This window comes from Leucobacter faecis (genome assembly GCF_054456635.2).
Genome location: NZ_JBTJEP020000011.1, coordinates 17,184 through 31,559 on the forward strand (window position 1 = coordinate 17,184; position 14,376 = coordinate 31,559).

Here is a 14,376-nt window from a genome sequence, read left to right on the forward strand (position 1 = left end):
GCGCCTGTCGCACGTAACCGGTGTTATTACTCCCAGGTCACCTTGGGCTTCGCCTCTGCGAAGTCGACGGTGGGCGTGAGCATCATGCCGCCGCCGTACAGGGTGCCTTCTTCGGTCGTGCCATTGTTGTCGACCTGCGCGGTCGTGGTGACCGTGATGTAGTCGTAGGTCGACACAACGGTCGGAGCGCTGTAGCTGGTGGTCGGCTCGAGGCGCTTCAGCTTCGCTTCACCCTCGGTGCCGATTGTGCGCACGATCGTGCCGTCGATGACCTTTTCGCCGCCGCTGAGCTCCTGCGACACCTCAAGGCCACAGTCGGTCGTGAACGTGGTCGATTCGAGGCACTTCGTGAGTGCGGCCGCCACGAGGGTGCGGTACTCTTCGGTCGCGGCTTCGGTGAGTCGCGGCTTCAAGCTGTACATTGCGTCGGCGTCGTTGCGATCGCCGAGCACAAAGGTGTCGACCTTGCTGTCGAGTTCGAACTGCTCGAGGCCGAGCGAGATCTGGTAGGCGCCGGGGAACGCCTTCTGCGACGTGCTGGGGCGCACCTCGATGCCGTTAACCTGCGGCTCGAGACCCTTGAACGCATCGAGCGAGAAGCTCACGAGTGCGTCAGAGATCTCCCACGAATCACGCGAGTTCCACAGCTTGAAGTCGCGCGTGACGGTGGTATCGCCGATGTCAAACGATGCGGTGACGGTGGCTTCGTAGTCGTTTGGCTCGTCAACTACGGGGTCGACCTCGATGGCAGTGATCGGGGCCACCTTCAGCTGCGCTGCCAGGGCCTCATCAGAGAGCAGATCGTCAGAGGTGGCGCCGCCCGCGAGCTTGCGTGCCGTGTTGGCGTCGCCCTCGGCGAGCGCGTTCAAGAACTGCTCGATCGTGCCGTCGGGCGTCTTTGCTCGCTTGATTGCCTTGCCCTCAGAGCTGCTGGCAGAGCCCGCGGAGTCGCCACTGTCTGCGGGGCCCGAGAGCGCGCGGAACGCGAATAGGCCGCCGACGACGAGCAAAACGATGAGTGCGATCGCGCCGCCAACGATGCCGATGATGGCGCCCGTGGAGAGCCCCTTCTTGGGTCCTCCCGGACCTGCCGGACCTGCCGGACCACCGGGGGCGGTGGGCTCTCCCGGGCCGCCCGCTGCGGGCGCAAACTGGGCTGCTGCCGGATCCTGCGCGAACTGGGGCTGGCCGTACTGCGGTGCGGCGGGCTCCTGTGCGAACTGAGGCTGCGTCGGGTCCTGCGGCTGCGCGAACTGCGGCTGTTCAGACTGCGCCTGTTCAAACTGCGCCTGCTCAAACTGGGGCTGGCCGTACTGCGGAGCGGTGGGCTCCTGTGCGAACTGGGGCTGCGCGAACTGGGGCTGCTCGGTAGGCTGCGAAAGCTCAGGAGCGGCCATGCCAGCCGGGGGCGCGATGCCGGGTGAAGGCGCGAGTCCGCCCGGAGCAGCAGAGGACGGCGTAGGTTCTGCCGGGTTTGCGGCCTGTGGCTGCTGCGGCTGCTGGGGGTCTTGCGCGGGCGTGGTTGGGTGGTCGGGTGAATCACTCATACCCTCAAGCCTAGGCGACCGTGAGACAGATGAAGACCGAATGTTGATTTCACGACCGAACCCATAAGCTTATGGGGTGAGCCAGCAGCGCATTAACCCGAGCATTCTTTCCGCAGACTTTGTAAACCTCGAGGCCGAGTTGCAGGCGATTGCGACCGCCGACCTCGTGCACGTCGACGTGATGGATAACCACTTCGTGCCAAACCTCACCATGGGGCCTCCCATTGTGGAGCGCATCCAGGCGGTGTCGCCGATTCCGCTCGACATGCACCTCATGATCTCTAACGCCGATCGCTGGGCGCCCGGCTACGCCGAACTCGGCGCATACTCCGTCACGTTCCACGCCGAGGCCACCGAAGACCCGGTGCGACTCGCCCGAAAGCTCCGTGACATGGGTGCGCGCGCGGGCATCGCGCTGAAGCCCGGTACTGATCCGGAGCCCTATCTCGAACTGCTGCCCGAGTTTGATCAGGTGCTCGTGATGACCGTAGAGCCGGGCTTTGGTGGGCAGTCGTTTATGCCCGACATGATGCCGAAGCTGCGCAAGTTCGCCGAGGCAAAAGCCAAGCTGGGGCTTGATGTGTGGCTGCAGGTCGACGGCGGTATTACGGTCAACACGATCGCCATGGCAGCAGAAGCTGGCGCCGACACGTTCGTAGCCGGGTCAGCCGTGTACGGTGGCGTACCAGAGCACCGCATTGCAGACCTGCGTGCCGCCGCCGCGTCTCACGTGCACAGCGCCTAAGCCGCGCACGATAGGGTAGAGACGTGAAAACGTTCGAAACGCTGTTTGCCGAGCTGAGCGAAAAGGCGGCTAGCCGCCCCGAGGGCAGCGACACCGTCGCGCGGCTCGACGCTGGTGTGCACGCGATTGGCAAGAAGATCGTCGAAGAGGCCGCCGAGGTGTGGATGGCCGCTGAGCACGAATCAGACGAAGCCTGCGCCGAAGAAATCAGCCAGCTGCTGTACCACCTGCAGGTGCTCATGCTCTCCAAGGGACTCTCCCTCGAGGACGTCTACACGCATCTCTAGCGTCAGCGCCTCACCCCGCGCGCTGACGCTCTCCGGCCTTTTGTAATATCCCGTGGCCGGCGTGAAGCCGCGTCGGCCGTACCCGTGAGGAACTAACACTTATGCTTCGCATCGCCGTCCCTAATAAGGGGTCGCTGTCTGAAATCGCCTCCGAGATGCTCGCGGAGGCCGGCTATTCCGGTCGTCGCGATAGCCGCAAGCTCGTGCACGCCGACGTGCGCAACGACGTAGAGTTTTTCTACCTGCGCCCGCGCGACATCGCCACTTATGTGGGCTCTGGCGCGCTCGATGTGGGCATCACCGGTCGCGACCTGCTGCTCGACTCGGGCTCTGCTGCACGCGAAATCGAACACCTCGACTTCGCGGATTCGACGTTTCGCTTTGCGGCCCCCGCGGGCGGCGAGGTAACTGAACTGACACACCTGGCCGGCAAGCGGGTCGCCACCAGCTACCCGACCCTCGTCGACAATTTCTTGCGTGAGCGCGGCATCATCGCAACACTCGTGAAGCTCGACGGCGCTGTAGAGTCTGCCGTGCAGCTGGGCGTCGCTGACGCTGTGGCAGACGTCGTATCTACCGGGGCGACGCTGCGCGCCGCGGGCCTCGACATCTTTGGTCCCGTGATTCTCGAGTCGACCGCCGTACTCATCGGAGGGCCCACGGAGCATGCGGGTATCGAACGGCTCATGCGCCGGTTGCGCGGCGTGCTCGTCGCACGCAAGTACGTGATGGTGGAGTACGACCTGCCGCACGCCAAGCTCGAACAAGCGACCCAGATTGCGAGCGGCAGCGAGTCACCGACAGTCTCACCGCTGAAAGACCCAGACTGGGTGGCTGTGCGCGTAATGGTGTGCGCTGACGAGGCAAACGATGTGATGGACCAGCTCTACGAGCTCGGCGCCAAGGCGATCATCGTTACCGCGATTCACGCTGCGCGACTGTAGAGGGTAAGCAAATGAGCATCGCTACTCGTGTTATTCCCTGCCTTGACGTTGCGGCCGGCCGCGTGGTCAAGGGCGTCAACTTCTTAAATCTGCGTGACGCGGGCGACCCCGTTGAACTCGCCGCTCGCTACGCCGAGCAGGGGGCAGACGAGCTCACTTTTCTCGATGTAACCGCGACCGTCGATGACCGCTCGACCACCTACGACGTGGTCAGCCGCACGGCCGAGCAGGTGTTCATTCCTCTCACCGTGGGCGGTGGTGTGCGCTCGGCCGACGACGTCGCCCGGCTGCTCGGGGTGGGGGCTGACAAGATTGGCATCAATAGTGCCGCGATCGCCCGCCCCGATGTTTTGGGCGAGATTGCCGATCGCTTTGGATCACAGGTGATCGTTCTGTCGCTCGATGTGAAGCGCAGTGAGCGCACCCCCAGCGGCTTCGTGGTGACCACCCACGGCGGCAAGCGCGAGACCGACCTCGATGCGCTCGAGTGGTGCCGCGAGGCAGTCGAGCGCGGGGCCGGTGAGCTGCTGGTCAACTCGATGGACGCCGACGGCACCCTCGCGGGCTTTGACCTTGAGCTGACCCGGTTGGTGCGCGAGATCGCGCAGGTGCCGATCATTGCGTCGGGCGGCGCGGGCAAGGTCGAGCACTTTGCGCCCGCCGTGGACGCTGGTGCCGACGCGGTGCTCGCAGCCTCGGTGTTTCACGACGGCCACTTTACGATTAGTGATGTGAAACGTGCCCTCGCAGATGCAGGTCACACGGTGCGGTTGCCGGATGCGGCGCCCGAGGCGACAGCATGAGCGACAGCGTGACCGACGACGTCGCACACATCGTCTTCGGCGAGAATGGCCTCGTTCCCGCCATCATTCAAGATGACGAAACCGGCGACGTGCTGATGCTCGCGTGGATGGACCGTGAAGCTGCACGGCGCACGCTCACGAGCGGGCGCGTCACATTTTGGTCGCGTTCGCGTCAGGAGTATTGGCGCAAGGGCGATACGTCTGGCCATCGGCAATACGTGCGCAGCGCCCAGATGGACTGCGACGGTGACACCCTGCTCGTGCGTGTGGTCCAGTTGGGGGCCGCCTGCCACACGGGCACCCGCACCTGCTTCACCGGCCGCGAGCTTGCGGCCGTCGTGGGCGACCCGAGCACCGACGGTAAGCTGTAGGCTGAAACGGTGAGCCTTACGACGACGCGAGCGGCCTTCGACGCCGCGCGAGCCACCAACGCCGTTATTCCCGTCTGCCGCGAGGTGTTCGCTGACGCAGACACCCCGGTCAGTATTTATCGCAAGGTGGCGGCCTCGCGCCCCGGTACGTTCTTGCTGGAGTCTGCCGAGCAGGGCGGGGTTTGGACCCGCTTTAGCTTCGTGGGGGCCGGTAGTTTCGGTGTGCTGGGGGAGCGCGGCGGCCAGGCGCACTGGGCGCCCGCCCAGGGCCGCGGGCTGAGTGAGGAACGGCTCTTGCCGGGTGGTGTCGCGCACCTCGCTCCGGTCGAAGCGCTGCGCGCGGTCTACGAGCGCTGGCGCACCCCCGAGGTGCCCGGCCTGCCTCCACTCGCGAGCGGCTTCGTTGGCTACCTCGGGTGGGAGACCGTGCGGCAGTTTGAGAAGCTCGAGCACAGGCCAGCCGCGGGGCCCGGCCTGCCGACGCAGTCACTCAGCTTTGTCTCAGAGCTAGTCGTCATCGATCACCGCGAAGGCAGCGTTGTGTTGCTCGCCAATGTGCTCAATGACGACGCGCTGGGTGAGACGGCGGGGGGTACGACACCCACGGCCGACGAGCAGTGGGAGAGCGCGCAGCGTCGCCTCGACGCGCTGCAGGCAGACCTGGCCCAAGCGGCCCCCTCGCCGCTCGGCACGCTCGATCGCTCGGCTATTGCTACGCCGGATCGCCTCACCACGACCCCCGAATTCATTGCGGCTACGCTGCGTGCTAAGCAGTACATCGTTGACGGCGACATCTTCCAGGTGGTGCCTTCGCAGCGGTTCGATCACCCCTGTACGGCCGATCCGCTCGACGTGTACAGGGTACTGCGGCACCTGAACCCGAGCCCGTACCTCTACCTCCTGCAGCTGGAGGATGCCGAGGGTGAGGCATTCGCTGTCGTCGGTTCGAGCCCCGAAGCGCTTGTGACAGTGCAGAGCGATGGGCACGTGATGACCCATCCGATCGCAGGCTCGCGGCCGCGAGGCGCCACGACGCCCGAAGACCAGCGGCACGAGCGCGAGTTGCTCGCCGATGAAAAGGAGCGCGCCGAGCACCTGATGCTCGTCGATCTGGCACGTAACGATCTGCTGCGCGTGTGCGAGCCGGGCAGCGTCGAAGTGACCGAGTTTATGCGCATTGAACGCTTTAGCCACATCATGCATATTGTGTCAACCGTTGAGGGGCGCATTAGTCGTGGTGAGAACCCGGTCGACGTGTTTCGTGCAACGTTCCCAGCTGGCACGCTCTCAGGCGCACCCAAGCCGCGCGCACTGCAGATCATCGACGAACTCGAGCCCGTGCAGCGCGGGGTATACGGCGGTGTAGTCGGATACTTTGGGCTCGGGGGCGCGGCCGATCTCGCGATCGCGATTCGCACAGCGACCATTAAAGACGGCGTCGCGATGGTGCAGGCCGGGGCAGGCATTGTGGCCGACTCGGTGCCCGAAAGCGAAGACGCCGAGTGCGCGAGTAAGGCCGCGGCGCCGCTGCGCGCGATTGCGATCGCTAACTCGCTCGCCCAGCTGACAGAGGCAGGCCCGCTTGAGGGCGGCACCCAAACGACACCAACGGGGGCTTAAAGTGCGCGCTAAACCACTCACGCTCGGCGTCATCGCGATCGCGGGCGCGGTCGCGCTCGGGGCGGGATCGCAGCCGTGGATCGAGATTGCACTTGAAGGCGGAGCAGCCGAGACACCCTCGGGGTACGACCTCAATGCAGCCCTGTCACCGGTCGCGATCGCGGTCGTCGCGGCAGCGCTCGCCCTGTCAATCGCAGGACCGGTGTTTCGCCGGGTACTCGGCGTGCTGGTGGCGGGGCTCGGCGCGGGCATCACCGCACTGTCGGTGACAGCCGCCTCTGACCCTGTCCAAGCGATGACGGCCCGCGTCACCGAGCTCACAGGGCTTGCCGGGCATGCAGGCCTGGCATCGGTGCTCGACTACAGCCTTACGCCCTGGTCATTTGTCACCGCTGGAGCGGGCGTGCTCGCTGCGTGCGCTGGCATCGTCGTCATCTTCGTGAGTGGCCGCTGGGCCGTGGCGGGCCGCAAGTACGAAGCTTCGCCCGCAAAAGATCCGGAAGCATCGCGCGATCGGATCTCGGACTGGGACTCGCTGAGTGAGGGTGAAGACCCGACCGAGGCTGAGTCGGACGCGTCAGACGCGCCTGACACCAATCGGGACTGACCCGGTGGCCACGCACGGTGCGAGTGCGTGCCCAATTTCAGGTAGGCTTGAGATGTTCACACCCATTCAGAGGAGATTCATGAGTACCCAGCACGAAGAACCTGGTCACGGCGATTCGCCCGCCGCATGGACGGCGGTTGTAGTGATGCTGATCGGAGTCGCAAGCGGCACCGTTTTCTTCTTCCTGCATAACCCCACCATGGTGTGGGTGTCAGCGGGCATTGTCGCAGTGGGCGCACTTCTTGGCTGGATCCTCGCGAAGGCCGGCTACGGGGTCAACGGTCCCAAGTACACGCCGAAGTCGCACGACTAAGGTGCTGGAACAGTTGCTGGCGGGCTCCCTTGAGGACGCCCGCCAGCGCCGTGTGCGGCTGCCCTACGGCGAGCTCGAGAAGCTCGCCCTTTCGCGTACGCCAGCGCTCGACGCGCTGGCTGCCCTCTCGCCCGCCGATCACATGAAGGTGATCGCAGAGGTGAAGCGCGCTAGCCCTTCGCGGGGTGACCTCGCCGCCATCGCCGAGCCGCAGGCACTCGCCGCGCAGTACGAGGCGGGCGGTGCGAGCGTCGTGAGTGTGCTCACCGAAGAGCGTAAGTTCAAGGGGTCCCTGGCAGACCTCGAAGCGGTGCGCAAGGCCGTCAGCATTCCCGTGCTGCGCAAAGACTTCATCGGTGACGAGTATCAGGTACTAGAGGCCCGAGCTTCGGGCGCCGACCTCGTGCTGCTGATCGTGGCCGCGCTGCCACAGGACCGACTTGAAGCGCTCTACGCGTTTACCCGAGAGCTCGGCATGACGGCTCTTGTGGAGACTCACACGGCCGATGAGGTGGCACGCGCCGTTGACCTTGGCGCACAGCTGGTGGGCGTCAACGCGCGCAACCTGAGCACGTTTGAGCTCGACAAAGAGCTGTTTGGTCGCGTCGCCGATCAGATCCCAGCAGGCGTGATTCGTGTTGCAGAATCAGCCGTGCTGAACGTCACCGACGTCGAGCGCTATCGAGAGGCGGGCGCCGATGTGGTGCTCGTCGGCGAAGCGCTCGTTACCGGCGGCGATCCAATTTCGACGCTGAAGTCTTACCTCAGCGTCTAACCCGACAGGGAGACCATGACACACAACGACGTGGGAACCGGGAGCCTCCGCGAGGCGAACGGACCCTTCTTCGGTGAATTCGGTGGGCGCTTTATGCCCGAGTCGCTCATTGCGGCGATCGATGAGCTGACCTGCGCGTACGACGAAGCGAAGGCTGACCCCAAGTTCGGGGCAGAGCTGACCGAGCTGTTGATGTCGTACGCTGGGCGGCCGTCGCCCATTACCGAGGTGCCGCGGTTCGCGGCACACGGGGGCGGCGCACGCATCTTCTTGAAGCGAGAAGACCTCAACCATACGGGGTCGCACAAGATCAACAACGTGCTCGGCCAGGCGCTGCTCACTAAGCGCCTCGGCAAGACGCGCGTGATCGCAGAGACCGGCGCCGGCCAACACGGCGTGGCTACGGCCACGGCCGCCGCGCTCTTTGGGCTCGAGTGCACCATCTACATGGGTGAGGTCGACACCGAGCGCCAGGCGTTGAACGTGGCGCGCATGCGTCTGCTTGGCGCCGAGGTCGTGGCGGTCAAAGCAGGGTCCCGTACGCTGAAGGACGCTATCAACGAGGCCTACCGTGATTGGGTCGCCTCCGTCGAGCGCACCAATTACATCTTTGGCACGGCCGCTGGCCCGCACCCGTTCCCCGCAATGGTGCGCGACTTTCAGAAGATCATCTCTGAAGAGGCGCGCGCTCAACTCCTTGAGCGCGCGGGCAGGCTGCCCGACGCCGTCGTGGCCTGCGTCGGCGGCGGGTCCAACGCGATCGGCATGTTTGACGCGTTTCTCGATGACGCAGATGTGAGGCTCTACGGGGTTGAAGCCGCGGGCGATGGCGTCGACACCGACCGGCATGCGGCCTCGATCGAACGCGGGCGCCCGGGCATCTTGCACGGCGCAAAAACCTATGTGCTGCAGGACGAAGACGGGCAGACCATCGAATCTCACTCGATCTCAGCGGGGCTCGACTACCCGGGCGTTGGCCCCGAGCACGCCTGGCTCGCGGACATTGGGCGTGCAGAGTACATTCCGGCCACCGACGACGAGGCGATGCAGGCCCTGCGCCTGCTCAGCCAGACCGAGGGTATTATTCCCGCGATCGAGTCTGCTCACGCCCTCGCAGGCGCGCTGCGTATCGGCCGTGAACTCGGTGAGGGCGCCCTGATCGCAGTGAACCTTTCGGGCCGAGGCGATAAAGACATGGCAACGGCAGGTCGATACTTCGACCTGTTCGATGCAGATGCTGAGATGGGGGAGTGAGCGTGCAAGAATCATCGGTTTCACGCGCGATTACGCGGGCGGGTGTTGAACGCCGGGGCGCGCTCATTGGCTACCTTCCCATTGCGTTCCCCGACCTCGATACGAGCATTGAGGCCGCGATTGCGCTCGCGCGAAGCGGCGCCGACGTCATCGAGCTGGGGGTGCCCTACTCTGACCCCGTCATGGATGGCGCCGTCATCCAAGAAGCGACGCAGACGGCGCTCGCCGGAGGATTCAAACTACCCCAGGTGTTTGAAGCGGTGCGCCGCGTGCGCGCGGCAGTCGATGTGCCCGTTCTCATCATGACCTACTGGAACCCTGTGCTGCAGTACGGTGTGGACCGGTTCGCGCGCGATCTCGCTGCGGCGGGCGGCGCGGGCCTCATCACGCCAGACATTACGCCCGAGGCGGCCGCAGACTGGATCGCTGCAAGCCAGCGTGAAGGTCTCGACCGCGTGTTTCTTGCGGCGCCGAGCTCGAGCGATGCCAGGCTGCGGCTCGTGTCTGAATCAACGACCGGGTTTGTGTACACCGTGTCGACGATGGGCATCACCGGTGAGCGCGCGTCGCTCGACCGCGCGGCTCGCACGCTCACTGCTCGCCTGCGCGAAGCGGGCGCGCCGCTCGCGTGCGTCGGCATTGGTATTTCTACACCCGAGCAGGTGGCAGCGGCCCTCGAATACGCTGATGGAGCCATCGTTGGCACGGCTTTCGTGCGCGCCCTGCGAGACGGGGGAGTGCCCGCGCTCGCCGAGGTGGTACGCCATATCGCGAGCGGCACTCACCGCACACCCACCGATCCAGCCAGCACCGCGCGCTAGGATTATTTCAGTAATTGCCGCGCAAGCGGTCCCACCATTCGGGCAGCATCGCCGCCCGCGCCACTAGGGCGGCCTCGCCGCCAGTGAAAGAGGAGTGAATGATTCTCCCGCTCAGTATCCCGAGCCCCGACATGCAGTTTCTGCAGATCGGCCCACTGCGCATTTACTACTACGCGCTCTGCATCATCCTCGGCATTGTGCTGGCGGGCATCTGGACCGCTCGTCGGCTGGGCAAGCGCGGCGGCGAACGCGGCGCGGTCTTCGATTTCCTCGTGTGGGCGCTCGTGCTCGGCATCATCGGTGCGCGTCTCTACCACGTAGTCACGCACTGGGGTGACTACTTTGGTCCGGGCAAGAACCCGCTTGACGCATTCGCGTTCTGGCAGGGCGGCATCGCGATCTTCGGTGCGCTGCTGGGCGGCGCGATCGGCGTGCTCATCGCGTCCCGGATCACTGGCGTACGGTTCTGGTCGTTCGCCGACGCACTCGTGCCCGGTCTCCTGCTTGCTCAGGCCGTCGGGCGCCTCGGGAACTGGTTCAACCACGAACTCTTTGGCGGGCCTACGACGCTTCCCTGGGGGCTGCAGATCTCGGCCGATAACCCCGCGTTCCCGATCGGCCTGCCCGACGGCACGCTGTTCCACCCGACGTTCCTATACGAGGGCCTCTGGAACATTCTGGGCGTCATCGTGCTGCTCGCAATCGAGCGGAAGCTGAAGCCGCGCTGGGGCACCTTCTTTGCAATGTATCTCGTGTGGTACGGCGTCGGTCGTGCGTTTACTGAGTCGCTGCGTGTCGACCCGAGCCTGCTGTTCCTCGGAATCCGCACCAACGTGCTGGCCGCTCTCGCCGCGATTGTCATAGGGCTCGTGTTGTTTATCGTTCAGCGCAAGCGCCACGTCGGTATCGAGAAGTCTGTATACCTGCCCGGCCGCATGAACCCCGCCGACAGCGCGCTAGCCGCCACGGCAAATACAGACGAGTACTTTCATATTCTTCCCCACGCGGGCGACCGCGTCGCGGAACCAGATGACGAAGTAGTGGCGCCGCCCGCGGCTGCCACTGAGTCAGACCAGGCAACACCCGCTAACAAGTAAGGGAGCTTACATGCGCCACGCCAAAATCGTCGCCACCTGGGGGCCCGCGGTCTCCAGCTATGACCACACCCTCGAACTGATTCAGGCTGGCGTCAATGTCGCGCGCCTGAACATGTCTCACGGCACGTACAACGTGCACGAGGGCATCTACCGCAACATTCGCCGGGCAGAGGCCGAGGTCGGGCGCCCGATCGCCGTGCTCGCCGACCTGCAGGGCCCCAAGATTCGTCTGGGCAAGTTCGAGGGCGGCCCCTACGAGTTGGCCGTGGGCGACGAATTTGCAATCACGACGCGCGATATTGTGGGTGACCAGACGATTTGCGGCACGACCCACAAGGGGCTGCCGGGTGACGTAAACGTGGGTGATCCGCTGCTCGTCGACGACGGCAAGGTAGGGTTGCGCGCGGTGCGCGTCACCGAGGACACGGTGTACACCGTTGTTGAGATTCCCGGCTCGGTGTCGAACAATAAGGGCATCAACCTGCCCGGTGTCGCGGTGAACGTACCTGCGCTGTCTGAGAAGGACGAACAGGATCTACGCTGGGCCATCGCGCTTGGCGCCGATTACATCGCGTTGTCCTTCGTGCGTGACGCTGCCGACATTGTGCGCGTACACGAGATCATGGACGAGGAGGGCGTGCGCCTGCCCGTCATCGCGAAGATCGAGAAGCCGCAGGCGGTGGAGCACCTGGAAGAGATTGTGCACGCCTTTGACGGCATCATGGTCGCGCGTGGTGACCTCGGAGTCGAGTTGCCGCTCGAGCGAGTGCCGCTCGTGCAGACCGAAGCGGTTGCACTCGCCAGGCGCAACGCAAAGCCTGTGATCGTGGCTACGCAGGTGCTCGAGTCGATGATCGAGAACCCTCGCCCCACGCGAGCAGAAGCATCTGACTGCGCCAACGCTGTGCTTGACGGCGCTGACGCGGTGATGCTGTCGGGTGAAACGAGCGTCGGCGCATATCCGGTTGAGGCCGTGGCCACAATGGCCCGCATCATCGAAGCGACTGAAGAACATGCGCTCGAGCGCATCGAGCCTCTGGGCGCCGCACCGCGCACCCAGGGTGGGGCTCTTACGCTCGCTGCCGCAGAGGTGGCGGAGTTCGTGGGCGCAAAGTACATTTGCGTGTTCACAGAGTCCGGTGACACCGTTCGCCGGATGTCACGTCTGCGTAAGCCCATTCCGATTCTCGGGTTCACGCCCGATGCTGAGACCAGGCGCCGCATGGAGCTGACCTGGGGTGCGCGCAGCTACGAGGTGCCTCGCGTGGAGAGCACCGACGAGATGTTTGCACAGGTTGACGATGTGCTTCTCGCGCAGGATCGCGCCGAACTCGGCGATAAGGTCTTGATCATTGCTGGATCGCCTCCCGGCGTCGTGGGAACTACGAACACCCTACGTATTCACCGCATGGGTGAAGCAACCGGGCAACTGCCCGAGGCGGGCCCCCGTAAGCACGTTCTGGGGCGCAACAACTAGCGTTTATTTGGCGTTGAACACGAAGGCCCGGCTGGTCTCATCCTGTGTGATGAGACCAGCCGGGCCTTCGTGTTGTGTGCGTTGTGTAGCTATGCCGGGTGATCGGCGTTGTACCGCTCGAGCACCTCTTCGATGGGCGCATCAAGCTGCAGCTTGCCGCCGTCGAGGTAGAGTCCGCGGGTGCAGAACCTGCGCAGGTCGCGTTCGTTGTGCGAAACGAGAAACAGCGTCTTTCCTTCTTTCAGAAGCTGCTCGATACGCTTATAGCAGCGGGCGCGAAACGCTTTGTCTCCGACCGCGAGTACCTCATCGACGAGCAGCACGGGCTCATCGAGCTGCGAGATAAGCGAGAAAGCGACACGCACCTTCATGCCACTCGAAAGGTGTTTGAACGGGGTATCGATCACGTCGCCCGCCCCGGCAAAATCAATGATGTCGTCAAACCGGTCTGCGATCTCAGCGCGACTCAGACCGTGAAGGCCGGCCGTCAGATTTACATTGTCACGCACCGTCAGGTCGCCGACGAATCCACCCGTGATTTCGATGAGGGGGGCCACCCCGCCGTGCACGCGCACATGCCCTTCGTCGGGAAACATGACGCCCGCGACGAGCTTGAGCAGGGTGGACTTGCCCTGACCGTTGCGCCCCACGACACCAATCGCTTCACCGGGTCGTACGGTGAAAGACACGCCGCGCAGCGCCCAGAAGTCTCCTGGCCGGGTACGACGCTTGCTGTTCGAGAAGAGATCCTTGAAGCTGCGGCGAGAACCACGGTTACGGCGAAATCGTACGCCGAGACCCGCCGCGGTGATGATGGGTTCGCCGGGCAGGGCCGCCGAGTCTGAGTGAGGGGTCACGGTTAGAGCTCCTTCAAGACGCCGCCAATAGCGCGACGAAAGACGATGATGCCAGCGGCGAGCGTAACGAGTGTGATCGCAGCTGAACTCAGTACGAGACCGAGGTCAAGCTGATCCGGAAAGAACCCGGCCCGAAACAGGGAGAAGATGCCGGACAGCGGGTTCAGCCAGGCCAGTGGCTGTGCAAAGGCGGGCAGATCGGCCGCGCCGTAAATGATGGGTGAGGCGTAAAACAGCACCCGCAGCACGAGCTTCACCGCTCGCTCGAGGTCGCGGAAAAAGACGACGAGCGGGGCGATGATCAGTCCGACGCCCAGAATGAGGGTGCCCAGCATGAGAGTTGCTACGGGAAACCAGATGAGACCTGCGCCCACGTGCGCACCAGAAAATACGGCGAACAGCACCAGAACGGGCAGGCTCAGCAAGAACTCAACGCCCTTGGAACAGACGATGCGTCCCACCCAGATCCAGTGCGGCAGCGCAACCGAGCGCACGAGCTTCATGTCGCGTAAGAATGCGCGAGTTGAGTCTGAAACAGCGCCATTGAGCCACACCCACGGCAGCAGGGCGGTGAGTAGAAACACGATGTACGGTGATTCGCCCACACCACGCGTGAACACCTGAGTAAAAATGAACCAGTAAATCAGGCTCATGAGCAACGGATCGAGGATCGACCACAGGTACCCAAGCATCGAGGTTGAGTAGCGCACTTTGAGGTCGCGCCTTGTTAAAAGCCACAGCGATGACCATGCGCGTGAGCGCGAACGGGGTGCGGGGATGGGGGAGATCACCCCTCTATTCTGCCGTGTCGCTGTGTGAGTCGGCGCGCGGGACGCCGGGGGCGTTTGAATTTGGTAG

At 64.3% G+C, this 14,376-nt stretch carries 16 protein-coding genes; 13 read left to right on the forward strand and 3 right to left on the reverse strand.

Translation table 11 applies throughout. The features are described 5' to 3' along the window. Positions 1–26 precede the first annotated feature (26 nt). Positions 27–1,547 carry a hypothetical protein gene (locus tag ACXR2T_RS09735; RefSeq protein ID WP_458839214.1) on the reverse strand — a complete coding sequence of 507 codons (1,521 nt, stop codon included), beginning with the start codon at positions 1,545–1,547 and terminating at the stop codon, positions 27–29. A 76-nt stretch (positions 1,548–1,623) separates the two neighbouring features. Here ACXR2T_RS09735 and rpe point away from each other — a divergent pair, with 76 nt between their 5' ends. The 13 genes from rpe to pyk all read left to right on the forward strand — a co-directional run bounded on the left by rpe (position 1,624) and on the right by pyk (position 12,661). Continuing rightward, the gene (gene rpe / locus ACXR2T_RS09740) at positions 1,624–2,292 is read left to right on the forward strand and encodes a ribulose-phosphate 3-epimerase (RefSeq protein ID WP_458839215.1); all 669 of its coding nucleotides are present in this window, start codon (positions 1,624–1,626) and stop codon (positions 2,290–2,292) included. Positions 2,293–2,315: 23 nt separating this feature from the next. Further along, positions 2,316–2,579 (forward strand): phosphoribosyl-ATP diphosphatase, encoded by a 264-nt coding sequence (locus ACXR2T_RS09745; protein ID WP_458815527.1) that lies wholly within the window; start codon positions 2,316–2,318, stop codon positions 2,577–2,579. Positions 2,580–2,680: 101 nt separating this feature from the next. After that, the gene (gene hisG / locus ACXR2T_RS09750; RefSeq protein ID WP_458815529.1) at positions 2,681–3,523 is read left to right on the forward strand and encodes an ATP phosphoribosyltransferase; all 843 of its coding nucleotides are present in this window, start codon (positions 2,681–2,683) and stop codon (positions 3,521–3,523) included. An 11-nt stretch (positions 3,524–3,534) separates the two neighbouring features. Then, the gene (gene hisF, locus ACXR2T_RS09755) at positions 3,535–4,326 is read left to right on the forward strand and encodes an imidazole glycerol phosphate synthase subunit HisF (protein WP_458815531.1); all 792 of its coding nucleotides are present in this window, start codon (positions 3,535–3,537) and stop codon (positions 4,324–4,326) included. Further along, on the forward strand, positions 4,323–4,697 hold the full coding sequence (gene hisI / locus ACXR2T_RS09760) for a phosphoribosyl-AMP cyclohydrolase (protein WP_458839217.1): 375 nt from the start codon (positions 4,323–4,325) through the stop codon (positions 4,695–4,697). Before hisF ends, hisI begins: the two co-directional genes overlap by 4 nt. A gap of 9 nt (positions 4,698–4,706) precedes the next feature. Continuing rightward, the gene (locus tag ACXR2T_RS09765) at positions 4,707–6,317 is read left to right on the forward strand and encodes an anthranilate synthase component I (RefSeq protein ID WP_458839219.1); all 1,611 of its coding nucleotides are present in this window, start codon (positions 4,707–4,709) and stop codon (positions 6,315–6,317) included. 1 nt (position 6,318) lies between these two features. Further along, complete coding sequence (locus ACXR2T_RS09770) at positions 6,319–6,924, forward strand: Trp biosynthesis-associated membrane protein (protein WP_458815537.1); 606 nt, start codon at positions 6,319–6,321, stop codon at positions 6,922–6,924. Positions 6,925–7,003: 79 nt separating this feature from the next. Beyond that, positions 7,004–7,237, forward strand: a complete 234-nt coding sequence (locus ACXR2T_RS09775; protein ID WP_458815539.1) for a DUF6704 family protein — start codon at positions 7,004–7,006, stop codon at positions 7,235–7,237. A 1-nt stretch (position 7,238) separates the two neighbouring features. Continuing rightward, on the forward strand, positions 7,239–8,012 hold the full coding sequence (trpC, locus tag ACXR2T_RS09780) for an indole-3-glycerol phosphate synthase TrpC (RefSeq protein ID WP_458839220.1): 774 nt from the start codon (positions 7,239–7,241) through the stop codon (positions 8,010–8,012). Between the two features lie 15 nt (positions 8,013–8,027). Beyond that, positions 8,028–9,266: a tryptophan synthase subunit beta gene (gene trpB / locus ACXR2T_RS09785; RefSeq protein WP_458839222.1), complete on the forward strand. Its 1,239-nt coding sequence runs from the start codon at positions 8,028–8,030 to the stop codon at positions 9,264–9,266. After that, positions 9,263–10,087, forward strand: coding sequence for a tryptophan synthase subunit alpha (gene trpA, locus ACXR2T_RS09790; protein ID WP_458815545.1), 825 nt, complete (start codon positions 9,263–9,265; stop codon positions 10,085–10,087). The genes trpB and trpA overlap by 4 nt, the downstream gene beginning before the upstream one ends. Positions 10,088–10,185: 98 nt before the next feature. Next, the gene (lgt, locus tag ACXR2T_RS09795) at positions 10,186–11,184 is read left to right on the forward strand and encodes a prolipoprotein diacylglyceryl transferase (RefSeq protein ID WP_458839224.1); all 999 of its coding nucleotides are present in this window, start codon (positions 10,186–10,188) and stop codon (positions 11,182–11,184) included. 10 nt (positions 11,185–11,194) lie between these two features. After that, positions 11,195–12,661 carry a pyruvate kinase gene (gene pyk / locus ACXR2T_RS09800; protein ID WP_458815549.1) on the forward strand — a complete coding sequence of 489 codons (1,467 nt, stop codon included), beginning with the start codon at positions 11,195–11,197 and terminating at the stop codon, positions 12,659–12,661. Between the two features lie 89 nt (positions 12,662–12,750). Here the strand turns inward: pyk and ACXR2T_RS09805 are convergent, their stop codons facing one another. Together ACXR2T_RS09805 and ACXR2T_RS09810 are read right to left on the reverse strand one after the other, a co-directional pair. Further along, on the reverse strand, positions 12,751–13,518 hold the full coding sequence (locus tag ACXR2T_RS09805; RefSeq protein WP_458839225.1) for an ABC transporter ATP-binding protein: 768 nt from the start codon (positions 13,516–13,518) through the stop codon (positions 12,751–12,753). 2 nt (positions 13,519–13,520) lie between these two features. Next, a complete protein-coding gene (locus ACXR2T_RS09810; RefSeq protein WP_458815553.1) occupies positions 13,521–14,309 on the reverse strand; it encodes an ABC transporter permease in 789 nt (262 codons plus the stop codon). Between the last annotated feature and the right edge of the window lie 67 nt (positions 14,310–14,376).